The organism is Pseudomonas sp. LBUM1674 (assembly GCF_059695635.1).
On record NZ_CP166779.1, the window covers coordinates 2,749,122 to 2,772,347 of the forward strand.

Sequence of the window (23,226 nt, forward strand, 5' to 3'; positions counted from 1 at the left end):
GTGGATTCGGGGTGCACACAAAACATGTGTGCACCGCCAATCCCTGTGGGAGCGGGCTTGCCCGCGATGAGGGCGGCACAGTCAATATGGGTGGCGCCTGACACACCGCCATCGCGGGCAAGCCCGCTCCCACAGGGGATTGCGGTGTTCTGATACTTGATTGGTCGGCTTTAGTCCGACGACTACTTATTCCTCTGCGTCGAGTCACAACCATGACAAACACTCGCAGCGACTGGGAACAACGCTTCCAGTCCCTAACAATAGAAAGCCGCGCCTTCATCGACGGCCAATACCGCCCGGCACTCAGCGGCGACACCTTCGAATGCATCAGCCCGGTCGACGGCCGCTTCCTGGCCAACGTCGCCAGCACCGACGAAGCCGACGCCAACGCGGCAGTCGCCGTCGCGCGCCAAACATTCGAATCCGGCATCTGGGCGCGATTGGCACCCGCCGAGCGCAAGCGCATCCTGATCCGCTTCGCCGACCTGATCCTGGCCAACCAGCAAGAACTGGCCCTGCTCGAAACCCTCGACATGGGCAAGCCGATCAACGACTCGATGAACATCGACATCCCGGCGACCGCCAACGCGATCCGCTGGAGCGCCGAAGCCATCGACAAGATTTACGACGAAGTTGCCGCCACACCCCACGACCAACTCGGCCTCATCACCCGCGAACCCGCCGGTGTTGTCGCCGCCATCGTGCCGTGGAACTTCCCGCTGATCATGGCCAGCTGGAAGTTTGCCCCAGCCCTGGCAGCCGGTAACTCGTTCATCCTCAAGCCTTCGGAAAAGTCGCCACTGACGGCGATCCGCATCGCCCAACTGGCGCTGGACGCCGGCATCCCCAAAGGCGTGTTCAACGTCCTGCCGGGCTACGGCCACACCGTCGGCAAGGCGCTGGCGTTGCACATGGACGTCGACGTGCTGGCCTTTACCGGCTCCACCGCGATTGCCAAGCAACTGCTGATCTACGCCGGGCAAAGCAACATGAAACGCGTCTGGCTCGAAGCAGGGGGCAAGAGCCCGAACGTGGTGTTCGCCGACGCGCCGGATCTGCGCGCGGCAGCACAAGCCGCGGCCGGTGCGATTGCCTTCAACCAGGGCGAAGTCTGCACCGCCGGTTCGCGTTTGCTGGTTGAGCGCTCGATCCGCGAGCAATTCATTCCGCTACTGGTGGAAGCCCTGCAAGCCTGGAAACCGGGGCACGCCCTCGATCCGGAAACCACCGTCGGCGCCGTCGTCGATCAGCGTCAACTGGACAACGTGCTGCGCTACATCCAGGTCGGCAAAGACCAGGGCGCGCAACTGATCGCCGGCGGCAGCCGCGCCCTCGAAGCCACCGGCGGTCTGTACGTGGAACCGGCGATTTTCGACGGCGTGACCAACGCCATGACCATCGCCCGGGAAGAAATCTTCGGCCCGGTGCTGTCGCTGATCACCTTCGACACGGAAGAAGAAGCCCTGGCCATCGCCAACGACAGCATCTTCGGCCTGGCCGCAGGCGTGTGGACCAGCAACCTGAGCAAGGCCCACACCTTCGCCCGCGGCCTGCGCGCCGGCAGCGTCTGGGTCAACCAGTACGACGGCGGCGACATGACCGCGCCGTTCGGCGGGTTCAAGCAATCGGGTAACGGTCGGGACAAATCGCTGCACGCGTTCGACAAATACACCGAACTCAAAGCGACCTGGATCAAGCTCTAACACCTTTACAGCGGCGGTCGCCGGCACATGCTGGCGGCCATCGGAGAAACGTATGAAACAAACAACACATGTAAACAGCTACTACGCCGCCACCCGCAACTTCACCGGCGACTTCCCGGTGCTCGAACAAGCGGTGGACTGCGACGTCTGCGTGATCGGCGCCGGCTACACCGGTTTGTCCTCGGCCCTGTTCCTCTGCGAGGCGGGCTACAGCGTTACCGTGCTCGAAGCCGCCAAAGTCGGTTTCGGCGCCAGCGGTCGCAACGGCGGCCAACTGGTCAATTCCTACAGCCGCGACGTCGACGTGATCGAAGAACGCTACGGCGACAAGACCGCCGAAGTCCTCGGCAGCATGATCTTCGAAGGCGCCGACATCATCCGTCAGCGCATACAACACTACGACATCCAGTGCGACTACCGCCCGGGCGGCATCTTCGCCGCGCTGAACAAAAAGCAACTCAAAGGCCTAGCCGAGCAGAAAAGCAGCTGGGAACGCTATGGCAACAAAAACCTGAAGATGCTCGACGCGGCAGACATCAAGCGCGAAGTGGGTTGCGACAACTACGTCGGCGGCCTGCTCGACCTGCAGGGCGGCCACATCCACCCGCTGAACCTGGCCCTCGGCGAAGCCTCGGCCATCATTGGCCTGGGCGGCAAAATCTACGAACAATCGGCCGCGGTGGAAATCACCTACGGCGAACCGATCACCGTGCGCACCGCCAAAGGCGTGGTCCGCGCCAAGTACCTGCTGATCGCCGGCAACGCCTACCTGCCGCAAGACCTCGACAACCGCGTCACGCGCAAAAGCATGCCGTGCGGCTCGCAAATCGTCGTCACCGAACCGTTGTCCGAAAAGGTTGCGCGCAGCCTGATCAAAAACAACTACTGCGTCGAAGACTGCAACTACCTGCTCGACTACTACCGCCTCACCGCTGACAACCGCTTGCTGTACGGCGGCGGCGTGGTCTACGGCGCCCGCGAACCGGACGACATCGAGCAATTGATCAAGCCAAAAATCCTCAAGACCTTCCCGCAACTCAAGGACGTAAAGATCGACTACCGCTGGACCGGCAACTTCCTGCTGACCATGTCCCGCATGCCGCAATTCGGCCGCATCGAAAAAAATGCCTACTACATGCAAGGCTACAGCGGCCACGGCGTCACCTGCTCGCACCTGGCCGGCAAACTCATCAGCGAAATGATCCGCGGCGACGCCGAGCGCTTCGACGCTTTCGCATCGTTGCCGCACATGCCCATGCTCGGTGGCCGCACCTTCCAGGCCCCACTGACCGCCATGGGTGCCGCGTACTATGCGCTGCGTGACCGTTTCGGCATCTAGCTTCAACCCACCGGCGGCCCCCCAAAAAGGTTGCCGCCGGCACCGCCACACCGCAATACCCTGTGGGAGCGAGCCGGCTCGCGAAGAGGCCATACCAGTCGATATTGATGTTGCCTGACCCGCCCCCATCGCAAGCAAGCTTGCTCCTACAGCAACACCCACAAACGTGATTTAATACCCGACTTTCACATTTCCGGGACAGGGAAGCGGTACCTTCGCGGCCAAAAGTCGCCCGCCATCCACCCCCATAACCCTTAAGTATTCTTCGCATAAGGCTGTCATGGACACGGGCTCACGACTCAAACTAGTACGCGAAAGCTACAAACTCTCCCAGCGCGAGCTGGCCCGACGTAGCGGCGTCACCAATGCCACCATCTCCCTGATCGAACAAAATCGCGTCAGCCCCTCCGTCAGCTCCCTGAAAAAACTGCTCGAAGGCATCCCCATGTCCTTGGCGGACTTCTTTACCTTTGATCAGCCACCGCGTGAGCATCAATACGTGTTCCGCGCCAACGAACAGCCGGATTTGGGCCGTCATGGGCTGCGGTTGCTGCTGATTGGCGCTTCGGTGCCGAGTCGGCAGATGCGGTTGTTGCGCGAGCAGTACGCGCCGGGGGCGAGTTCGGGGGAAGAGCCGATTGTGCATTCGGAAGGGGAGGAGTGTGGGCTTGTCACTCGTGGCACTGTTGAGCTGACTGTTGATGGACAGATTAGTGTGCTGAATGCCGGGGATGGGTACTACTTTCCGACGACGCTACCGCATAGGTTTCGGAATATTGGGGCGGATGAGGCGGAGATCATCAGTGCCAACACTCCCGCTAACTTCTGATGCTGAAAGCGGCTAGGTGGCCGTACGGTCCAAAGCCGGCGTAAACGATGCCTGAAATATTACCTCATGACTGATTTGAAAACCTGCTGGGCCTGAAGCGGCTCAGCGCTCGACGCCCATTGGGATGTATGATAATTATTGGTTATACGTACCAGGTGTGAGCCGGAGTCAGATATGTCTCGTAAGAAAGAGAAGCGTCCCAAGACTGAGGCGCAAATTGTCGCCCAAGAATCCATGATTCCCTCGATTGCCGCAAAGGCTTTCAGAGACGCCTATAATGTGGCGCTCTCCAGAGGGCAGTCTGTGCTTGTGGTTCGTGCAGGTCAGTTGGTGAAGGTTTCTAATGCTGAGACTGTGATCCTTCGCTCAGTCGAGACCTACGGGACGATCAAGGCCGGCACTCGACTGAAGGTCAAGAAGACTCGGGACGGGGAATTTGTTCCTCTGAAACAGGCTTGAGTACACCTAGGGTCAGGATTTTCGCTGGGCCGAATGGCAGCGGTAAGAGTACGTTCAATTCAAAAGTCCCAGCTCACTTGCTCGTAAACTACGTCAATCCTGATGCGATCGAGTTAGGTATTCGTGAAACAGGCGTCTTCGATTTTGCGCAGTTCAAGCTCCAGGCACATGTGGATCGCGCGATCCCTTTTTTACGTGCCAGCGGGCTCCTTGCTAAATTCCCTGAATCTTTAGCCAAGCTCGATGATTTGATCATTGAAGATGATCAGCTTGTATTTCCTTCACGGCAGATAGACTCGTACATTGCCTCAGTACTTTCCGACTTCATCCGTGTATCGCTGATCCAGGAGCTTGCGAGCTTCACTTTTGAAACCGTTATGTCAGATGTCAGTAAAATCGAGTTGCTGCAGCAAGCACGTTTGGCCGGTTACCGGGTATATGTGTACTACGTAGCTACCGCAGACGCTGAAATCAACGTGGCTCGGGTTGCTTATCGTGCTTCGATAGGTGGGCACGACGTTCCGCTGGACAAAATTCGATCGCGCTATGCACGTTCTTTAGACAATTTGGCCGATGCTATTTTAGTGTCCAATCGGGCATACATCTTCGACAACTCCCAAGATGGGGATACTAGTTTTGCCCAAATTGCGGAAATAACTGAGGGCGAAGACATAGATATCGTGTCAGATATCCAGCCGGCGTGGTTCAAGCAGTACGTACTGGACAAACTGACCTAGCATCATGGTGACAAGTCGATGTAGTAAAAAGATCAGTTACCTTTGTTTTTTTGAAAGGGGAGGAATGTGGTCTTGTCACCCGTGACACTGCTGAGTTGACGGTGGATGGACAAATCAGTGTGCTGAACGCCGGAGATGGGTATTACTTTCCAGCGACGTTGCCGTATCGGTTTCAGAATATTGGGGCGGATGGGGCGGAAATCTCAGTGCTAGTACACCGGCTAATTTTTGATTAGTAGATGTTTCAGTGCTTCCATCGATCTGATGCATCGCTATAATGTTTTCAAATATTGTAGCCGTGATGGATCATGTTTTTATGAGTTTTAATAATGTTCGTTATTATATCTGGGTGTGCTCTCTTGTCCTCGGTTCCGCGGGGCTTTATACACTGATAGTTGTTGGAGGGATAAAGCAGCTAATACCCTTGGAGGGTAGCGACTTGCGAACGGCCTACATTGTGGCCTATATAGCTATCAGCTTTTTTTGCTTGCTTTTTTATATTCCAAGACTACGGAATGTTTGGCTTGGTGAGATGATGGATGAAAAGCATATGAGTTTGCTTGGTTCTTGGATTGGAATTTTCATTGGAGCTGCAACCGGGGCCATAGTTTTTATTCCTCAGGTGAAAAAAATTGAGTTTTTAGATGGGGTGCCTTATTTATTGATTGTAGCCATCATGTTTCTTGTTTTTACATTACTCTTGTTTTGGTTGAGCTTCTATACTGGGCAATCACGGCGCAGGCGCCTCATGTCCATGCGCTAACAAAAAAACCGAAAAAGTGACTGGCCGAAAAGACACAGATCTATTTAATAAATATCTGTCACCTTATTCACGTCGCCTTTTTCGATCCTTTGTATAGGCTTTCTCGGTTGGTACTCGCTTCCTGAGCGATTTTGTTCATGTCTTTAGCTCTGCAACTACATCCAGTGCATGAAACAGTGTCGTGTCATCAGCCTTCGTGCTTTCAGCAATGTAAGCCGCCATAATTTCCGGGCTGTCGAGAAAATTGGAAGCTTCGTGACGACTTGTGCCAGAAGTGTCGAGGTTGAGGATGGGCATATCCTCGGGATTGAATGTCGTTTCTCTCATGTCATTTACCTATCAGGGTCTCAGGATCTTTTTAGCTCGTATGATGCCTCGCGCTTGATCCGTTTTATCGCTTCCAGTGAGCATCGTGTAATCAGGCGTCCCGGTACGTACCAAGTAGACTCTGTAGCCAGGGCCCACGAAAACAGGGCAGATCGAAGTGAAATCCTGAAAAATCCTAGATGAGAATTTATGAGATAACAAAAACCCGCGTCAACGCGGGTTTTTGAATTGAAATTCGGTCACTGACCCTTGGGCGAATCAAACCCACGCTGCTCAATCACTCGAAACACATCGCTCACATCCTGGAGCAAAATTCTGGCGATATTGGCAACGGTGTTGATGTCGTTTTCGGCGTAGTCGGGGAGGTTGGTACAGCCCATGAGCTGGAGGTAGGGGAGGACGGCGTTCAGGCGTTCGCTGATGCAGTTATGGAGTTCGCGGAGCGGGGCGTCGCTGTCGATGAGCAGGACAGGGTAGTCGGTGGCGAATTGGGCCATGGGGATGAAGCGGCGGGGCGGGTTATTCATTGTCATAAGTAAATCTTCCTCGTATCTGAAAGAAGAGCTACTGCCGTTCGCTGCGAAACGAATTAGGTGGTAGCTGTGTGCGGGTTCGCAGACCGAGGATACGAGGAACCCGGCAGACCCGGAGGCCTCCCACACACAGCCACCATAAAGCGGATTCCGGCCGCTTTTGCGACCATCATTCAGATTATGGTGCTGGGTTCTACACGTATCTTAAGGGCTGCGAAACCCCATCGCTGCCAAATGTCAGCAACAGGTCGAATATAGGCGTCGATTTTGGTGCCTGCAAACGGGACTGTAGGACGGAAAACCAGGTTTTTTGGCTGATGTCGGAGGCAGCATCCGACTGAGTAGCTGGTGTCAAACCAGAACGTGTTTAGTGCAAGGTGAACCTTGTGCGCTGGAATAACGGCTGCTGCGCATCCGAACACAGGCTTCGCCAGCTGGTACAGGATATGGATACGTTTAAACATGTGGCAGGGATTGGGTCGGCTTCGCCGCCCAGCGGGAGCAAGTTCCCTCGCCACAAGGGGTAAATTCCTACACGATTTTCGGAAGGAAGGTCCAAATCTAGCGGCTTCCAATAGCCCTGTGCGGAACGGGATGGCCACATACGACAAAGCCCCGAATCATCGGGGCTTTGTTCTTTGAGTTTACGCAGCTCTAATTCTTTATCACGCGCCTTCCAACATCACTGCCTGGCCTGCGGTGAATGCGGGTTGTGGTCGGTGTGTTTCGGTCCCGCCAATGCCCACGCCACCACCCCAATCAGCGGCACGAACACGATCATTACGATCCACAAGAGTTTGTTGCTCGATTTGCCTTCGGATTTGCGCACTCTGTTAATTGCCCATAGTTCGACCAGCAAAAGAATTGCTGTCAGCACGATCCAGATTGTTTCGATTTGCATTGGTCACCCTCCAGATAGTCTTTGCGTTAGGTGGGTGGGTTTGGGCAGGGTTCATTAAATTTTTGAGGTTTTGTGGACGAGACGTAAGCGGGATTGCTCGCGATGGGGGCTGTCAACTGAATCAGTTTTAGCTGACAGGGCCTCTTCGCGAGCAGGCTCGCTCCCACAGGGGGTTGTGGGTTTAGTTAGATCGAGTTGGCGAGTTTTCCGGTTGAGAGGCGGCGTTTGTAGGCGGTGTCGCGGTTGGCGAGCCAGTAGTAGAGCGGCGAGGTGATCAGCAGGCCTACTAGCCAGGACAAATCCGCGCCGTTGATGTGTTCGGAGATTGGCCCGACATACAGCGGCGTGTTCATGAACGGAATCTGCACCACGATTCCGATCGCATACGCCAGCAGCGCCTGCGGGTTGTACCGCCCATAAATCCCGCCATCCACCTTGAAGATCGAGTTGATGTCGTACTGACCTTTGTGAATCGCATAGAAGTCGATCAGGTTGATCGCGGTCCACGGCACCAGTACCACCAGCAACACCAGCACCATGTCGACGAAGTGGCCGATGAAGTTGGCGGAGGCGCCGACGGCGGCGAAGCAGCAGGCGGCGAGGATGATGATCGAGAGGATCGCTCGGCTTTTGGCGGTCGGGATCCAGCGGTAGGCGAAGGTTTGGATCAGGGTGATCAGCGACAGCACCGCGCCGTACAGGTTGAGGGCGTTGTGGCTGATGACGCTGAGCAGGAACAGTACGAGCATCAAGGGCCCGATGGAGCCGGTGGCGAGTTTGACCGCGTCCATGGTGTCCATGCCGACGGGGGTGGCGAGGACGGCGACGGCGCCGAAGATGAACGAGAGGCTGGAGCCGAGCACGGTGCCGAGGTAGGTGGTCCAGAAAGTTGCGGCCACGGGCACGTTGGCCGGCAGGTAGCGCGAGTAGTCGGAGACGTAGGGGGCGAAGGCGATTTGCCAGAGTGCGGCCAGGGACACGGTGGCGAGCCAGCCGGAAATGTTGAAGCTGCCGCGGGTGAGGAAGTCGGCGGTCTGCACGTGGGTGAAGATGTAGCCGAAGCCGAGCACGATGCCGGCGCCGAGGACCCAGGTGCCGATGCGGTTGAGCACGTGGATGAAGCGGTAGCCGATGATGCCGATGATGCCGGAACCGAGGGCGCCGATGACGATGCCCACGGGCACCGGCACGCTGTCGACCACGCTGTGCAGGGATTTGCCGGCGAGGACGATGTTGGAGGCGAAGAAGCCGATGTACATGATGCCGGCGATCAGCACCACCAGCAGGGCGCCGAGGGAGCCGAACTGGGCGCGGCTCTGGATCATTTGCGGGATGCCCATCTGTGGACCCTGGGCCGAGTGCAGGGCCATGAGCACGCCGCCGACCAGGTGGCCGACGAGGATGGCGACGATGCCCCAGACCAGGTTGAGGTGGAACATCTGCACGCCGAGGGCGCCGGTGACGATGGGTAGCGGGGCGATGTTGCCGCCGAACCAGAGGGTGAACAGGTCGCGGGTCTTGCCGTGGCGATCTTCAGGCGGCACGTAGCCAATGGTGTGTTTTTCGATGAGCGGGGCGGAGGTTGTTGCTGCGGTAACCATGACGGACTCCAAGGCAATTTGAGTACGTGGACGTACTTCGGTGAGCGCTGCGTGGGCGACGCTTTTCTTGTTGGAGTTGATGATGTGCGGTGGGCGGGGAGAGATAAATTAGTAAGTGTGTTGGTATAGACGTTAAAAAATGTAGGTCGTTTGGGGGTGGGGGGATGGATGGTTTTCCAGCCTCCACGCGGGGGCGGACGGGCCTGAATGCCAGTCATTTGATGGGTGCAAAACCTGTGGGAGCGGGCTTGCCCGCGATAGCGGATTGGCAGTCAACATAGAGGTTGAATGTTAAATCGCTATCGCGGGCAAGCCCGCTCCCACAGGGATTTTCGGGTGTTCAAAATCTTTGCTATTCGCTGATCGATAGCAGCATCCGTTGCAGCATGGCATCGCAGGCGGTGAGTTGTTCGAGGCTGACGAATTCGTCGGGTTTGTGGCCCTGATCCATGCTGCCGGGGCCGCATACCACGGTGGGAATGCCTGCGGCGTCGAATAGACCGCCCTCGGTTCCGAAGGCCACTGTGCCGAACTCTCGGGAGCCGGAGAATGCAGCGAGCAATTCAGCCGCTCCTGAAAAGTCTTAAGCACTGACAGTGGTTTTATGGGCGACCGGGACGATTTCAGCTTCGCGCTGCACGGCATCGCGGTATTCAAGGTACGAACGCTGGATGGCGATGTGATCAGCCACGTACTTGGCATCGTGCCAAACGCCCCAGATAAACGAGGAGCCGCGACGGGACTGCCACGGCAGGCCGAGGAAATACACCCCAGGCTCGTTCGACACGCCGCGCTGATGTTTCGGCTTGCCGTTGTCGTCGAAGGCGTCGACCTTCAGCCAGCTGTAATCGGTGGCAAAACCGGTGGCCCAGATGATCGAGGTCACGCCGGCCTTGGCCAGGTCGAGCTGCAGAATCGGGTGGGTCACACACGCAGGATCCGGGAAGGTGTGGCGGGCCTCCGGTTCTTGCGGCAGGTCCAGCCCATTGCGCTCGATGTAGGCGTCGGCGGCATTGAGCAGCGTCAGGTAGTTCTCGTCGCCACGGGCCAGGTTCTCGGCCAGGTTCGGCTGGAAGCTTGCCACGGCGCCATTGAACGCTTGGGTCAGACCCACCAGGGTCATGCCGCGATGGGCCAGGCCACGGAAATCCACGGTGCGGCCGCCATGGGCGCCGCTTACGGCGATGGTCACGTGTTCCCGACCCGGTTTCATGGCGGCCTGATCCCATTCGCCGAGCACACCCAGCCACCAGCAGAAATCCCGGTTGCGATAGGCGCGAGGAGGGCGGTCGTGGGCGCCGACCGAGAGGTAGACTTTTTTGCCGGCACGCTGCAATTCATCGGCGATTTGCACACCGGACGAACCCGCGCCGACCACCAGCACCGCGCCTTCGGGCAATTGCGCCGGATTGCGGTAGTCGGCCGAGTGGATCTGCAGGAATGGCTGATCTTTCGGCGCAATAGGCGGGATGACCGGACGCTGGAAAGGCCCGGTGGCGGCCACCACGCGGTTGGCTTCGATCACGCCCTCGGAGGTTTCAATGGTGAAGCCCGGGCGACCGACATTGCGCTCGACCTTGTTCACTTCCACGCCGGTGCGGATCGGGGCCTTGAACTTCTTGGCATAGGCTTCGAAATAATCGGCGACCCGCTCTTTCGGGGCAAAGCCGTCGGGACTGAGGTCGTCAAACTCAAGACCGGGAAAACGGTCGTGCCAGGCCGGCCCGTTGGCCACCAGCGAATCCCAGCGCCCGGTGCGCCAGCGCTCGGCGATGCGGCTGCGCTCCAGCACCAGGTGCGGCACCCCGAGTTTGCTCAGGTGTTCACTCATGGCCACGCCAGCCTGACCGGCGCCAACAATCAGCGTATCTGTTTTTATTTTTTCAGTGGTCATCTCAATACCCTTCGAAGTTGGATTTAGGTCGCTAACGGCCTGCCATTTCTTGGGCTCAAGACTAGGGATCACCCTGGTATCGGTAAAATATTATTAAGCTGGCATTTGAGTATAAATAACTGATGCAGAGGCTTCGGGCCGGCGTATATGCTCGCTGCGAGTTCGAAAACTATCTTTGGATTGAGCTGATAATGGACAGATGGACGCTGCACTGGCTGGAAGCCTCAGGGAGCCTTGGCGAATGTCGCGCCGAGGTGATTGGCGAATTTGAAGCGGCCTACAAGACGGTCTCGCGTCTGATCACCCCTCCACGACTTGATGTGTTGATCCAGCGCCTGCCTGGCGAAACCATTCCTGAAATGGGCCTGATGGGGCGAGCGTATCGAAGCAGCATGTTCTCGATGACCTTCGATCCGGATAACCCGAATTGGTTGCCCTGCCTGCGCACCGGCGCGTTGCTTCGGCAGATCGTCCATGAGGTCCATCATTGTTTGCGCATGGCGGGTCCTGGCTACGGCTGGACACTGGGTGAAGCCTTGGTGAGCGAGGGACTGGCCGGGCAGTTTGTCCGCCATTTGCTCGGTAGCGATCCGGAGCCCTGGGAGGATGCCGTCAGTTGCACTGATCTTCTACGCGCCCCGGCAGACCTGAAGGCCCTTGAGTCAACGTACTACAACCACAGCGAGTGGTTCTTCGGCACCGGCGCTCAGCCCAAATGGCTTGGTTATACGCTCGGTTATCAGATGGTCGGACGCTGGCTGGCGTCGGTTGGCGACATCGATGCTGCGACCTGGATCAACGTACCCGCCGCCGATATTGTTGCCTCGGCGCTAAATGAAGGTTATGTGTTGCTCAAGCCCCGAGCGCTGACCGAGTAAATCGGGGAAGGCTCAAGCGCCCCGTCAAAGTGACCTATCATCAAGGCATTCAAGCCCGGGAACTGCGAGATGACTCAAACACTGGAACGCGCCATCGCCATCGCGGCCAACGCCCATGAAGACCAAGTCGACAAAGGCGGATCGCCTTATATCCTGCATCCGCTGAAAGTCATGCTGCGGGTCGACACCCTCGAAGAACGCATCGTTGCGGTGCTGCATGACGTGGTCGAAGACTGCGGCGTCAGTCTGGATGACCTGCGCAAGGAAGGCTTCAGCGAAACGGTGCTGGAAGCTATCGCGTCGGTGACCAAAGTGCCGGGCGAGTCCTATGGGGCATTCATCGAACGCGCGGCGCTGAACTCCATTGGCCGGGTGGTGAAACTGGCGGACCTGGAAGAAAACAGCGATTTATCGCGGATTGAACAGCCGTCCTGGGACGATCTTGAGCGCATTGAAAAGTATCGACGGGCGATCGGCGTGTTGCGCTCGTAACGTCACGGAATTACAAGGGGTGTTTGGCCAGGGTCGCCTTTAGCGCCTCGGTGACCAGAGCAATCAGGATGGGTTCGGAACTCGCTTGCATCTCGGCAACCATCGGTTTGATCAATAACCATCATCAAGCAATGCAAGTTCTGTTTTTCTGTCATCAGAGGAGGATAGCGTCATACCGAACTTGCCTTTGAAGGAATGTGCGCGATAAGAATCTCTACGATGCTGGCCCTTGTCGCCGTCTTGACCGGCGGTGTTGCCGCCACCGTGCCGGCCTACGCTGGCGAACAGTCCTGCCATTTCCTGCCGATAGCCGACAGCTCGGCCAGCCTGCAGCATGCGCAATCGGTGGGTGTGCTCTACAGCGAAAACACCCTCAACACCCTCGAATACCTTGAGCAGTACCATGCCGTAGCGCTCAAGGGTGCGAAGAACCCTGCGCTGGATGCGCGCATCAGCAATGCGTTCGTCAACAGCTCCGATCCGAAGCGGGCGATCGACTGGCTGATGGGGTCGCTGCGCAAGGAGTTCGCCTCGGTGACCGTCTACGACAACCTCGATGCGCTGGTGCAGGCTCACCCGGATGCAGTGGTGATGCTGGACACCTACAGCCGTCTGGTGTCCAAGCGCAATAATCAGGTCGAGGCGCGGTTCCTGGCCAAATTTTACGATTCGAATTTGCAATACATCGGCAAGGCTGAAGGCTCAAGTGAAAAGCAGATGCCTTCGGTCTGGGTGCAGGGCAAAGCGGCGCCGGAAATCGCCGCGCAGATTGACCAGCAAACCGAGTTGCAGTTGAACGCCCTGAAACTGTTCGATGCGTCGCTCAAGGCACTGACGGCGGGCAATGCGGCCCACGTCGCCAGCAACTGAACTCGCTCCCCGATAGCCTGCCATTTGCAAGAATGGTACTGACGAACACTTTGAGGTCGAAATCTGACACGCCTCGGTGATCCCTGACGCCGACAATCCGCTTGGTGCAACAACCTTGAAAGCGGCGCGTGGGGATCAACCATGGTTTGTAGTGTTTTTGACGTGTTCAAGCCTGGAGAGGGTGTCTTCAGCTCCCATTCCGGCGAATCTGACCGACCTCAACCACCGGCGTTGCGTATCGGCTTCTGGTTGATGGAAGCCTTCGATTTGTACACCCTGGCCAATGCGCTGGAGCCACTGCGCCTGGCCAATCAGGTGGCCGGGCGCACGCTTTGCCAATGGGACATTCTCAGCCTGCAAGGAGGGGCGTTGAACGCCAGCAACGGCATCGCTACCGCCACGGCACGACTGGATCAGGCACAGGCACTGGATGTGTTGATCCTCTGTGGTGGCGATAGCTTGCACCCAGGTGCGGATCAGCCTGACTTTCGCCAGCAGCTGTGTCACTGGGCCATGCAGCCGATCAGTCTGGGGGCCTTGGGCAAGGCCGGTTGGCTGCTGGCGAGGATCGGCGCGCTGGACGGCTGGCGCTGCAGCTTGCCGGAACCCGACGCGCCTGCGTCCTTGGCCGCCTTCAATGAGTTGACCCCGGTGGCCGCGCCGTTTTGCGTCGATCGCCAGCGCCTGACCTGCGTCGGCCCGCAGGCCGTTCAAGGGCTGATGCACGAACTGCTCGCCCGGACTCACGGTCGAGGTCTGGTGCTGCGCATGGAGAAACACGCCGCGCGCCAGGCCAGGCCGCTACAGGCCGTGCATAACGCTCCGGCACGACTGCAAGCGGCGCTGGCGTTGATGGGGGACCATCTGAACCGCACCTTGGGTATTGACGAACTGGCGGAGGCGATGGGCATGTCTCGCCGACATCTGGAGCGGCTGTTCAAGCGCAGTCTGGGGTGTTCGCCGTCACGGCATTATCTGGACTTGCGCTTGCAGCGGGCGCGGCAGTTACTGAAGGCCGGTGAGCAATCGATGGTGGAGGTAGTCCACGAGTGCGGGTTTGTCTCGTTGCAACATTTTGCTCGTTGCTATCGCCAGTACTTTGGTGCGCATCCGCGGGAGGATGTGGGTGGGGTTTGCGGGTGATGGCGGGGTGGCAAGGGACTCTATGCTGAATGTGCCGGCCCCTTCGCGAGCAAGCTCGCTCCCACAGTGGATCGCGTCGAGTCCTGATCCTCTGATCCACACAGAACCCTTGTGGGAGCGGGCTTTCTCGCGAAGAGGCCAGCCCGGCCGGCATCGATGTTGAATGCCAGGCCGCCTTCGCTGGCAAGCCAGCTCCTACAGGGTTTTGTGTTGGGCATAGTCTGTGTGCACGGCAGCGATTCCTGTAGGAGCGGGCTTGCCCGCGAAGGGGCCTGTCCAGTCGACATCCATTTTGAATGCCAGGCCGTCTTCGCTGGCAAGTCGGGTTGCCGCATCGCAGCTCCTACAGTGATCGTGTGAATCTCTGAACCAATGCCTCCGTCCGACGGGGGCATTGTCGTTTTTGCCGGATGAGTTTCGGGGCCGTTTGCCAAAGAGCGGATCTGACCAACTACAGGTCGGATTCGCACAAAAAACTTCGCCTTGCATCTGTTCGAATGATCTTCAGCGGCCCGCCAGAGTGGCGCCTTCTGTTGCAATCACTGACAAGGATAAATGACATGCAAATGCCGAAAACCATCCAGATCAAGAACGGCGAAAAAGTGACTCCGACCTTCTCGGCTCAGGAATATGCCAATCGCCAGGCGAAATTGCGGGCTTACCTGGCGCAGAACAATATCGACGCAGCGGTCTTCACCTCGTATCACAACATCAACTACTACAGTGATTTCCTGTATTGCTCCTTTGGCCGTCAGTACGCACTGGTGGTGACCCAGGACAGCGCCGTCACCATCAGCGCCAACATCGATGGCGGCCAGCCTTGGCGCCGGACCGTCGGCACTGAAAACATCGTTTACACCGACTGGCAGCGTGACAATTACTTCGTCGCGATTCAGCAAGCCTTGCCCAAGGCCGGCCGGATTGGCATCGAGTCCGACCACCTGAACCTGCTCAATCGCGACAAACTCGCCAGCCGTTACCCGCAGGCCGAACTGGTGGACATTGCGGCACCCTGCATGCGCATGCGCATGATCAAGTCCGCCGAAGAGCACGCGATCATTCGCCACGGCGCCCGCGTAGCGGACATCGGTGGCGCGGCCATCGTCGAGGCCTTGCGGGACCAGGTGCCGGAATATGAAGTGGCGCTGCATGCGACCCAGGCGATGGTGCGCGAAATTGCCCGCACCTTCCCCGACTCCGAACTGATGGACACCTGGACCTGGTTCCAGTCCGGCATCAACACCGACGGCGCGCATAACCCGGTGACTTCGCGCAAGGTCAACAAGGGCGACATCCTCAGCCTCAATTGCTTCCCGATGATCGCCGGCTACTACACCGCGCTGGAACGTACCCTGTTCCTGGATCACTGTTCCGACGAGCATCTGCGCTTGTGGGAGGTCAACGTCAAGGTGCACGAGGCCGGTCTGAAACTGATCAAGCCGGGCATGCGCTGCTGCGATATCGCGCTGCAACTGAACGAGATTTTCCTGGAACACGATCTGCTGCAATACCGCACCTTCGGCTATGGCCACTCGTTTGGCACGCTGAGCCATTACTACGGCCGCGAAGCCGGGCTGGAGCTGCGCGAAGACATCGACACGGTGCTGGAGCCGGGGATGGTGGTGTCCATCGAGCCGATGATCATGCTGCCCGAAGGGTTGCCGGGCGCAGGCGGTTATCGTGAGCACGACATCCTGATCGTCAACGAGCAGGGCGGGGAAAACATCACCCATTTCCCGTATGGCCCGGAGCACAACATCATCAAGAAGTAAGGCCGCGCGCCGCACAGTGAGCCTGTGCGGCGCTTTTTGTTGTGGCCAACGCGATTGTGGCGAGGGAGCTTGCTCCCGCTGGGCTGCGTAGCAGCCCTCAAATGGGCCACCGAGTGTTTTCTGACAATTTCGCAGTGCCTTGATTGGGGCCGCTGCGCAGCCCAGCGGGAGCAAGCTCCCTCGCCACAGGTTTCTTGCTGGCTTCAGGATTTTCTTGCAACTGATGCATGCGCGCCCAAGAGCGCGCAGCCTCTACAAACCCTTAACCCTGCCAAGTAAAACAATAGAGGGTTTTTGCCATGATCCATGTCCCGACTTTCCATCCCGATAACCGCACCTCTACCACCGGAGGTGCGCAATGAGCACCCAAAGCGCCAGCCTGACGCCCACCCTGGATCAGCAACGTGAACTGACGTCCGAGCGCAAGGCCTTGCGCCGCGCGGCCAGTGCCAGCTTCATGGGCAACTTCGTCGAGTGGTTCGACTATGCGGCCTATGGCTATCTGGCAACAGTCATCGCCATGACGTTTTTTCCGCAGACCGACAAGGCGACGGCGCTGCTGGCGACCTTCGCGGTGTTCGCGCTGTCGTTTATCGTCCGCCCGCTGGGCGGACTGGTCTGGGGGCACTTTGGTGACAAGTATGGGCGGCGCAGTGCGTTGTCCTGGTCGATCCTGATCATGTCGGTGTCGACCTTCTGCATCGGCATTCTGCCCACCTACAATCATATTGGCCTGTGGGCGCCCGCCTTGTTGTTGCTGATCCGCCTGTTCCAGGGGTTTTCCGCTTCCGGCGAATACGCCGGGGCGTCGGCCTTCCTCGCCGAGTACGCCCCCGAGGGCAAGCGCGGTTTGTACACCAGCATCGTTCCGGCGAGTACCGCCGCCGGCTTGCTGTTCGGCGCGGTGTTCGTGGCCGGCCTGCATGCCTGGATGAGCGTCGAGGATCTGCACAGCTGGGGCTGGCGCCTGCCGTTTCTGTTGGCGGCACCGTTCGGCCTGGTGGGGCGCTATATCCGCATGAGTCTGCAAGACACACCCAAATTCCTGGAGATGGAAAAACGCCTGGAAGCCAAGGAGTGCGCGACTCATTCGCCGGTGCGTGAATTGCTGACCGTGCACCGGCGCAGCGTGATGATCGGGATCGGCGTGACCTGCCTGAACGCGGTGGCCTTCTACCTGTTGCTCAGCTACATGCCGACTTATCTGTCCACCGAAATGGGCATGAGCGAGAGCGATTCGTTCATGGCCTCGACGGTGTCGCTGGCGACCTATATCGGGCTGATTTTCCTGATGGGCAAGCTGTCAGACCGCTTTGGCCGCAAGACCATGTTGCTGACGGCTTCGGTATTGTTCCTGGTGCTGACGTTTCCGCTGTTCGGCATGCTGGAGAACCAACCGCTGATAGTGATTCTGATGATCCAGATCGCCTTCGGCGCGATCCTGGCGATGAACGACGGCACCTTGCCGTGCTTCCTCGCCGAGATCTTCCCGACCCGGGTGCGCTTCAGCGGTTTTGCTTTCAGCTTCAATATTGCCAATGCGGTGTTCGGCGGCACCGCGCCGTTTATCGCGACCTGGTTAATCCAACTGACCGGTAACAAAATGGCGCCGGCTTGGTATCTGCTGGCGGCCGCGGCGGTGGCACTGGTTGCCATGCTGGCCAGCCGCGAGACGGCGCATAAGGCCTTGCAGGACTGAGTCGCACTGCCAACAGTGAACACGGCTTGCCCGCGATGGCGATCCCACGGACGCCATCGCGAGCAAACTCGCTCCCACAGTGGATGGGTGTCGTGCCGAAGTCTTGTGTACGACAAAGAACCCTGTGGGAGCGGGCTTGCCCGCGAAGGGGACAGTCCAGCCAGCATCAATCTTGAATAAAAGCCAGCCATAACAGGCGAACCGCCCCCCACCCCAATCAATGCACCGCAGCCACCTGCTTGCGCTCACCAATAGGCGATACGCCGAAAAACCGGCTGTAGCATTTGGAGAAATGCGCCGGGGACACAAAGCCACACGCCAAGGCGATATCGCGCACTTGCGATTCGCTGCGCAGCAGCAATTGCCGCGCCCGTGACAGGCGCAGTTCCAGGTAATACTGACTCGGCGTGCGTTGCAGGTGCTTGTGAAACAGGCGCTCCAGTTGCCGTACCGACACCTCGTTCAACCGCGCCAGTTCTTCGAGCCCCACCGGCTCCTCGAGATTGGCCTCCATGATCGCCACCATCTGGCTCAGCTTGGGCTGCGAGGTGCCCAGTTTCTGCCGCAATGGCACTCGCTGTTGCTCCTTCGCGCCACGTACCCGGTCACACAGCAGCAACTCGGCCGCATGGGCGGCGATGTCCCGGCCGCCCGGTTCGCGGGCAATCAACTGCAAGGTCATGTCCATCGAGGCCACGCCGCCGGAGCAGGTGTAGCGATCGCGATCGAGTTCGAACAGCTGGTTGGAAATAATGATCCCCGGGAAACGTTCCTTCAGCGCTTCGATATCTTCCCAATGAATCGTGCAGCGATAGCCCTTGAGCAGATCGGCACGCGCCAACAAGTGACTCCCCGTGCAAATCCCGCCGAGCGGCACCTGATCGTGCGCCAGTTTGCGCAGCCAGTTGAGCAGCGGACGGCTGCTGTGATTGGATACGATAGGGTTGGATCCGACTACGAACAGGATGTCGAGCTTGGGGGCATCGGTAATGGCGTAGTCGGGCAGGATACGCATGCCGTTGCTGGCCGTGACCGGGTCCAGGCTGGCGGCGATGATGACCGTGCGGAACATCGGTTCGCGCGCCGCCATGTTGGCCATGCGCAAGGTCTCCACGGCGGAGGCGAAGCCGATGGTGGTGAAGTTGGGGATGACCAGGAAACCCACGGTTTTGACCGGCCGTTGTTCATTAGCCGAACGTCCTGTAGCGGGTTTCGCCACCTGGAGTTTTGCCATCATTACCGCTCCTCAACTGTATAAGTGACGCGCTCCGGGGCAAGCTGCCGACGGGTGGCAACGTCCTCTCGATTTTATGGTTATTCACCCTGCATTCGGGTTTCTGGATATTACACCCAGTGCCTGATCAATAGGCATTCGAGACCTGTTATAGGTGTTCAGGAGGGGCAGGACAGGAGGGGGAGGGGGAAGTGGGAAGGGTAAAAAAACGGCCCGCTCCGTGGTGGAAAGCGGGCCGCAAAGAGGTGAAAGGTCAATCGTCGGTGCGGGGTTCAAGCGCGCCTTCGAGCGTTTGTTTGTTCAAGCCAATTCGGCTTTCTGCAGGGGACTCTTCCTGGCGTTAAAGATTGCACCCATACAGACGATGGAAAGCGTCAGGGCCCCGGTCGCAATCACTTCCATGCGGTGCTCCGGCAAAATCAACATCACCACCAGAATACTCAAGATGCTCAAGATCACCAGGTAACTGAGCCAAGGGTAAAACCACATCTTGAAGGCGATCGGCTGCCGCGAAGCGTTCATCTTTTTGCGCAGTATCAATTGGGACACAGCAATGGCCAGATAGACCAGCAATGCAACGGCCCCCGAACTGGCCAACAGGAAGGAAAACACTTCGTTGGGCGCAAAATAGTTCAGCGCTGTGGTCAGGAAACCCACTGCGGTGCTGGCCAGCACCGCAAAATAAGGCACCCCTGACGATGAAGTCTTTTGCAGTACTCGAGGGCCATCCCCACGTTTGCTCAAGGAGAACACCATGCGCGAGGCGGTATAGATGGCTGAGTTCAGGCAACTGGCGACGGCGATAAGCACGACGACATCGACAATCATTTTCGCGTAGGGGATGTTCATCAACTCAAGCGCCCGCTGATAAGAGCCGACTTGCACCAGCATCGGGTCGTTCCAGGGCACGATGGAGACAATGAGGAACACCGAGACAATGTAGAAAATCCCCATGCGCCAGACGACGGAGTTGGTCGCGCGGGTAATCTGTTTCGACGGGTTTTGCGATTCAGCGGCGGCAATCGTGACGATTTCCGTGCCCATGAAACTGAATACAGTGGTCAGCATCGCCCCGACCACGGCGGTCATGCCATTGGGCATGAAGCCACCGAATTCATGGCTTAATTGAACCACACCACTGACGGTCGTATCAGGCAAGCCACCCGCCAGGGCCAGCGCGCCCAGTGCGATAAAGCCCAGCACCGCAATGACCTTGAGCATGGCGAACCAGAACTCGAACTCGCCATAACGCGCGACACTGAACAGGTTCGTCAGCGTCAGCAATCCGGTGACCGCTATCGCAAATTCCCAGGTCTGGATGGAGGGGAACCAGGCGTTCAGAATGGCCGCGGCGGCAATGGCTTCGATGGGAATGACCAGTACCCAGAACCACCAGTACAGCCAACCAATGGTAAAGCCGGCGCTGCGTCCCATGGCGCGCTCGGCATAGGTCGAAAAGGATCCGGTGTCCGGCGAGGCGACGGCCATTTCTCCGAGCATGCGCATGACCAGCACGACCAGGGTGCCGGACATGATGTAAGCCAGGATTGCTGCCGGGCCCGCGGAGGCGATGGCGTGTCCCGAACCGATGAACAGGCCGGCACCGATGGCGCCGGCTATGGAGAGCATGGTGACGTGACGCTGCTTGAGCCCTGGGGCCAAAGTGGAGGTGCTGGACATGAGATGTACCCTTTTTATTATGTTCTGGAGGGTGCAGCGTTAACGGCGGGTTCTTGTTGGCGCACGCCCTTGTGCTCTTCAAGTGGCTAAATCAAAAGCCTCCCTGACAGCAGCGCTGATGCCGGATACACAGACGTCCAGTATCAACTCGCCTTTCTCGCGACTGGAGCCTTTGGGGGAGGACAGTGTTCCGCACGCCGGGGTGCGCTCCGGGATGATGGGGAAGACGTCATAAGGTGGAAAGCGGGCTGGCGGATGGTCAACGGCGCGACCCAGATCGACCTTGTCAGGGTGAAGCGCCAGCATCAGCGAAGTTTCAAAAACTCCACCATGTTCTATATCCCAACCGAGGAAGCCATCGGGATACAGCTTTTCGATAACAGCGGGATCGTTAACGAAGTCCCAATAAGACAACACGACAACTTTGAAGTCATTGATGCCGCCATAACGAAGTTCTCGAAGTGCCAGGTCAATGCCCTCGACAATGAACATCGAGTTTTCATAGTGACCGTTCATCATCACCAGTTTGCGTGCGCCATGGCGTGCCAGTTCGCGGATGATGTCCTGCACGGTATGGGTCAGTGTCGCGCCATCGAGACTGGTGGTGCCAGGAAAGTGGTTGCCGCCTCCTGATTTCTGCTGGGATTTGTAGCCGTAGGCCAGGGCGGGCAACACCAGGCCGCTGACAATCTGCGCGACCGCCTTGCATATCGCGGTCGGCAGCAGCACATCGACCTCCATGCACATGTGATGGCCATGCTGTTCCAAGGCGCCCACTGGCAGAAAGATCGGGCAGCCGGTAGCGACCTTCTCTGCGTACTCTGGCCAGGTGAGTTCGCCAATAACGACGCTGTTGTTCATCTACAGACTCTCTTAAGTGATTGACCTGAAGGCATTCGCCTTTCCTCTGGCCGACCTTTTGGACGGCAGATATCGAAAGTGGCGCATAGAACGATTCGATCAGATCGGAAGGGCAGCGATTTGTCCAAATCCGACCCGTAATTGACAAAACACCCTCTGTTTTGGCTTTTCTGACAGGGTGCGGCTTTTTCCGGTGTGGCGCTTTTGGGCAAGAGAGGGCGATGGGGTCGGATCTGACAAACTTCAGGTCGGACGCGTACAAAAACCGGTGATGGCGATCTGCTGCAATGCTTCCTGCCAGCCAATGATGCGTGTGGCTAAGCGGCAAGACCACAAGGACGAGAAGGACAGAGGCCACTTTCCATCATCCGGGAGAGACAATAATGAACAATCGCATCGACCTTTCACGCCGTACTTTCCTCAAAACCACCAGCATCCTCGCCGGCACGGCGGCGCTTTGCGGTTTACTGCCCTTGAGAAGCTTCGCCGCTGCGGAAAAAGAATTGGTGATCCTGGCCTGGGCCGGGCACGCCGAGCCGGATATCGTTGCCGATTTCGAACGCCAGTATGGGGTCAAGGTCAGGGCCAAGTACTACACCGGTGGCGACAACATGCTGGGGTTGATCTCGCAGTCGCCGCCTGGCACTTTCGATCTGATCCTGTCCGACGCCGAATATGTGCAGCAACTCAATGCGGCCGAATATATCGAACAACTCGACCCGGCTGATTACCCCTTCGACGATTTTTATCCGGAGTTCCAGCACTTTCCCGGTCACTGGCAAGGGGACAAACTCTATTCGGTGCTGATTCGCTTCGGCTTTCTCGGCATCGCCTACAACACCCAGCTGGTGCCCGAAGCCAAGGTGCGCAGCTACGATGTGTTCTGGGATGAAAGCCTCAAGGGCAAGGTCGGACACTTCGACTGGCACCTGCCGAACCTGGGGCAGATCAGTTTGCTCAATGGCAATGCCCGCCCTTACGACATCGATGCCGGGCAGTGGAAAGCCGTCCAGCAGAAAATGATGAGCCTGCGCCCGCAGATCGGTGGTTTCTTCGATTACGGCGGCACCTTTTCTTCCCTGAAGAACGGTCAGGTCCATGCCATGTGCGGCATCGGTGACTGGATCACCGGGGTCTTGCAGCGAGCCGGCGCGCCGGTGAAAACGGTGCTGCCGGAGGAGGGCGGGTTGCAATGGACCGAGTCCTACTGCATCGCCAGGAAGGCCCATAGTCCGGACTTGGCGAAGAAGTTCATCCAATACATCACCTCACCCCAAGGCCAGGTCAAGTCGGCGAAGATGGCCGCCTACCCGGCGCTGATCCCGAGCCAGAAAGGCTGGGAGCTGCTGAACCAGACCGATCCCGCCGAAGCCAAACGCCAGGGCATGCTGCTCGGCCAGCGCAACGTCATGGACGATATCCGCGACGGTCGCATCAAGTACCGCGAACTCCCGGTCCGGCAGAGCCTGGATGAGTGGAACGACTTCTGGTCGCAATACAAGGGTGCCTGA

Annotated in this window: 21 protein-coding genes and 3 pseudogenes; 14 read left to right on the plus strand and 10 right to left on the minus strand. The window is 58.2% G+C overall.

Annotated features, from left to right (window positions below):
• The first annotated feature begins 212 nt into the window (after positions 1-212).
• From ACA067_RS12820 to ACA067_RS12850, 7 genes and pseudogenes are all read left to right on the plus strand, one after another.
• Positions 213-1,703: an aldehyde dehydrogenase gene (locus ACA067_RS12820; RefSeq protein WP_497462095.1), complete on the plus strand. Its 1,491-nt coding sequence runs from the start codon at positions 213-215 to the stop codon at positions 1,701-1,703.
• Positions 1,704-1,755: 52 nt separating this feature from the next.
• Positions 1,756-3,042, plus strand: a complete 1,287-nt coding sequence (locus ACA067_RS12825) for an NAD(P)/FAD-dependent oxidoreductase (RefSeq protein ID WP_497462096.1) — start codon at positions 1,756-1,758, stop codon at positions 3,040-3,042.
• Between the two features lie 280 nt (positions 3,043-3,322).
• A complete protein-coding gene (locus tag ACA067_RS12830) occupies positions 3,323-3,871 on the plus strand; it encodes a cupin domain-containing protein (RefSeq protein WP_007895886.1) in 549 nt (182 codons plus the stop codon).
• 174 nt (positions 3,872-4,045) lie between these two features.
• Positions 4,046-4,330 (plus strand): hypothetical protein, encoded by a 285-nt coding sequence (locus ACA067_RS12835; RefSeq protein WP_497462097.1) that lies wholly within the window; start codon positions 4,046-4,048, stop codon positions 4,328-4,330.
• 77 nt (positions 4,331-4,407) lie between these two features.
• Entirely contained in the window at positions 4,408-5,067 is a 660-nt protein-coding gene (locus ACA067_RS12840) for an ATPase (RefSeq protein WP_497462098.1), read from the plus strand.
• A gap of 44 nt (positions 5,068-5,111) precedes the next feature.
• Positions 5,112-5,299 (plus strand): annotated as a pseudogene (locus ACA067_RS12845) (cupin domain-containing protein); the annotation flags it as partial.
• An 84-nt stretch (positions 5,300-5,383) separates the two neighbouring features.
• Positions 5,384-5,830: a hypothetical protein gene (locus ACA067_RS12850; protein ID WP_497462099.1), complete on the plus strand. Its 447-nt coding sequence runs from the start codon at positions 5,384-5,386 to the stop codon at positions 5,828-5,830.
• 135 nt (positions 5,831-5,965) lie between these two features.
• Here the strand turns inward: ACA067_RS12850 and ACA067_RS12855 are convergent, their stop codons facing one another.
• The 7 genes and pseudogenes from ACA067_RS12855 to ACA067_RS12885 all read right to left on the minus strand — a co-directional run bounded on the left by ACA067_RS12855 (position 5,966) and on the right by ACA067_RS12885 (position 11,086).
• Positions 5,966-6,157 carry a hypothetical protein gene (locus ACA067_RS12855; protein ID WP_497462100.1) on the minus strand — a complete coding sequence of 64 codons (192 nt, stop codon included), beginning with the start codon at positions 6,155-6,157 and terminating at the stop codon, positions 5,966-5,968.
• A 12-nt stretch (positions 6,158-6,169) separates the two neighbouring features.
• Positions 6,170-6,301, minus strand: a pseudogene (locus ACA067_RS12860) (type II toxin-antitoxin system RelE/ParE family toxin); the annotation flags it as partial.
• Between the two features lie 95 nt (positions 6,302-6,396).
• Positions 6,397-6,690 carry a fructose-bisphosphate aldolase gene (locus tag ACA067_RS12865; protein WP_497462101.1) on the minus strand — a complete coding sequence of 98 codons (294 nt, stop codon included), beginning with the start codon at positions 6,688-6,690 and terminating at the stop codon, positions 6,397-6,399.
• 682 nt (positions 6,691-7,372) lie between these two features.
• A complete protein-coding gene (locus ACA067_RS12870) occupies positions 7,373-7,591 on the minus strand; it encodes a PLD nuclease N-terminal domain-containing protein (RefSeq protein ID WP_497462102.1) in 219 nt (72 codons plus the stop codon).
• Positions 7,592-7,776: 185 nt separating this feature from the next.
• Positions 7,777-9,192, minus strand: coding sequence for a purine-cytosine permease family protein (locus ACA067_RS12875; protein ID WP_497462103.1), 1,416 nt, complete (start codon positions 9,190-9,192; stop codon positions 7,777-7,779).
• Positions 9,193-9,544: 352 nt separating this feature from the next.
• Positions 9,545-9,769 (minus strand): annotated as a pseudogene (locus ACA067_RS12880) (M20/M25/M40 family metallo-hydrolase); the annotation flags it as partial.
• Positions 9,770-9,775: 6 nt separating this feature from the next.
• Positions 9,776-11,086, minus strand: coding sequence for a flavin-containing monooxygenase (locus ACA067_RS12885; protein ID WP_497462104.1), 1,311 nt, complete (start codon positions 11,084-11,086; stop codon positions 9,776-9,778).
• 191 nt (positions 11,087-11,277) lie between these two features.
• Here ACA067_RS12885 and ACA067_RS12890 point away from each other — a divergent pair, with 191 nt between their 5' ends.
• The 6 genes from ACA067_RS12890 (at position 11,278) to ACA067_RS12915 (ending at position 17,940) form a co-directional block, all read left to right on the plus strand.
• Complete coding sequence (locus tag ACA067_RS12890) at positions 11,278-11,964, plus strand: DUF2268 domain-containing putative Zn-dependent protease (protein WP_497462105.1); 687 nt, start codon at positions 11,278-11,280, stop codon at positions 11,962-11,964.
• Positions 11,965-12,033: 69 nt separating this feature from the next.
• On the plus strand, positions 12,034-12,456 hold the full coding sequence (locus ACA067_RS12895) for an HD domain-containing protein (protein ID WP_497462106.1): 423 nt from the start codon (positions 12,034-12,036) through the stop codon (positions 12,454-12,456).
• A gap of 204 nt (positions 12,457-12,660) precedes the next feature.
• A complete protein-coding gene (locus ACA067_RS12900; protein WP_497462771.1) occupies positions 12,661-13,326 on the plus strand; it encodes an ATPase in 666 nt (221 codons plus the stop codon).
• A gap of 141 nt (positions 13,327-13,467) precedes the next feature.
• Complete coding sequence (locus ACA067_RS12905) at positions 13,468-14,469, plus strand: GlxA family transcriptional regulator (protein ID WP_497462107.1); 1,002 nt, start codon at positions 13,468-13,470, stop codon at positions 14,467-14,469.
• Between the two features lie 560 nt (positions 14,470-15,029).
• Entirely contained in the window at positions 15,030-16,241 is a 1,212-nt protein-coding gene (creA, locus tag ACA067_RS12910) for a creatinase (protein ID WP_497462108.1), read from the plus strand.
• A gap of 358 nt (positions 16,242-16,599) precedes the next feature.
• Positions 16,600-17,940, plus strand: coding sequence for an MFS transporter (locus ACA067_RS12915; RefSeq protein WP_497462109.1), 1,341 nt, complete (start codon positions 16,600-16,602; stop codon positions 17,938-17,940).
• 217 nt (positions 17,941-18,157) lie between these two features.
• Here the strand turns inward: ACA067_RS12915 and cahR are convergent, their stop codons facing one another.
• The 3 genes from cahR to ACA067_RS12930 form a co-directional block, all read right to left on the minus strand.
• Complete coding sequence (gene cahR, locus ACA067_RS12920; protein WP_497462772.1) at positions 18,158-19,174, minus strand: transcriptional regulator CahA; 1,017 nt, start codon at positions 19,172-19,174, stop codon at positions 18,158-18,160.
• Between the two features lie 300 nt (positions 19,175-19,474).
• Positions 19,475-20,854 (minus strand): GABA permease, encoded by a 1,380-nt coding sequence (gene gabP, locus ACA067_RS12925; protein ID WP_497462110.1) that lies wholly within the window; start codon positions 20,852-20,854, stop codon positions 19,475-19,477.
• Positions 20,855-20,932: 78 nt separating this feature from the next.
• Complete coding sequence (locus ACA067_RS12930; RefSeq protein ID WP_497462111.1) at positions 20,933-21,715, minus strand: creatininase; 783 nt, start codon at positions 21,713-21,715, stop codon at positions 20,933-20,935.
• Positions 21,716-22,098: 383 nt separating this feature from the next.
• Between ACA067_RS12930 and ACA067_RS12935 the strand changes: the two genes are divergently transcribed.
• Entirely contained in the window at positions 22,099-23,226 is a 1,128-nt protein-coding gene (locus tag ACA067_RS12935; RefSeq protein WP_497462112.1) for an extracellular solute-binding protein, read from the plus strand.

Excerpts from the sequence above, each read along its gene's own strand:
- ACA067_RS12885 (WP_497462104.1), bottom strand. The coding sequence starts at position 11,086 with ATGACCACTGAAAAAATAAAAACAGATACGCTGATTGTTGGCGCCGGT.
- ACA067_RS12870 (WP_497462102.1), bottom strand. The coding sequence starts at position 7,591 with ATGCAAATCGAAACAATCTGGATCGTGCTGACAGCAATTCTTTTGCTG.
- ACA067_RS12875 (WP_497462103.1), bottom strand. The coding sequence starts at position 9,192 with ATGGTTACCGCAGCAACAACCTCCGCCCCGCTCATCGAAAAACACACC.
- ACA067_RS12895 (WP_497462106.1), top strand. The coding sequence starts at position 12,034 with ATGACTCAAACACTGGAACGCGCCATCGCCATCGCGGCCAACGCCCAT.
- ACA067_RS12915 (WP_497462109.1), top strand. The coding sequence starts at position 16,600 with ATGAGCACCCAAAGCGCCAGCCTGACGCCCACCCTGGATCAGCAACGT.
- ACA067_RS12890 (WP_497462105.1), top strand. The coding sequence starts at position 11,278 with ATGGACAGATGGACGCTGCACTGGCTGGAAGCCTCAGGGAGCCTTGGC.
- ACA067_RS12855 (WP_497462100.1), bottom strand. The coding sequence starts at position 6,157 with ATGAGAGAAACGACATTCAATCCCGAGGATATGCCCATCCTCAACCTC.
- ACA067_RS12865 (WP_497462101.1), bottom strand. The coding sequence starts at position 6,690 with ATGACAATGAATAACCCGCCCCGCCGCTTCATCCCCATGGCCCAATTC.
- ACA067_RS12825 (WP_497462096.1), top strand. The coding sequence starts at position 1,756 with ATGAAACAAACAACACATGTAAACAGCTACTACGCCGCCACCCGCAAC.
- ACA067_RS12830 (WP_007895886.1), top strand. The coding sequence starts at position 3,323 with ATGGACACGGGCTCACGACTCAAACTAGTACGCGAAAGCTACAAACTC.
- ACA067_RS12850 (WP_497462099.1), top strand. The coding sequence starts at position 5,384 with ATGAGTTTTAATAATGTTCGTTATTATATCTGGGTGTGCTCTCTTGTC.
- gabP (WP_497462110.1), bottom strand. The coding sequence starts at position 20,854 with ATGTCCAGCACCTCCACTTTGGCCCCAGGGCTCAAGCAGCGTCACGTC.
- ACA067_RS12820 (WP_497462095.1), top strand. The coding sequence starts at position 213 with ATGACAAACACTCGCAGCGACTGGGAACAACGCTTCCAGTCCCTAACA.
- creA (WP_497462108.1), top strand. The coding sequence starts at position 15,030 with ATGCAAATGCCGAAAACCATCCAGATCAAGAACGGCGAAAAAGTGACT.
- ACA067_RS12905 (WP_497462107.1), top strand. The coding sequence starts at position 13,468 with ATGGTTTGTAGTGTTTTTGACGTGTTCAAGCCTGGAGAGGGTGTCTTC.
- ACA067_RS12930 (WP_497462111.1), bottom strand. The coding sequence starts at position 21,715 with ATGAACAACAGCGTCGTTATTGGCGAACTCACCTGGCCAGAGTACGCA.
- ACA067_RS12935 (WP_497462112.1), top strand. The coding sequence starts at position 22,099 with ATGAACAATCGCATCGACCTTTCACGCCGTACTTTCCTCAAAACCACC.
- cahR (WP_497462772.1), bottom strand. The coding sequence starts at position 19,174 with ATGGCAAAACTCCAGGTGGCGAAACCCGCTACAGGACGTTCGGCTAAT.
- ACA067_RS12835 (WP_497462097.1), top strand. The coding sequence starts at position 4,046 with ATGTCTCGTAAGAAAGAGAAGCGTCCCAAGACTGAGGCGCAAATTGTC.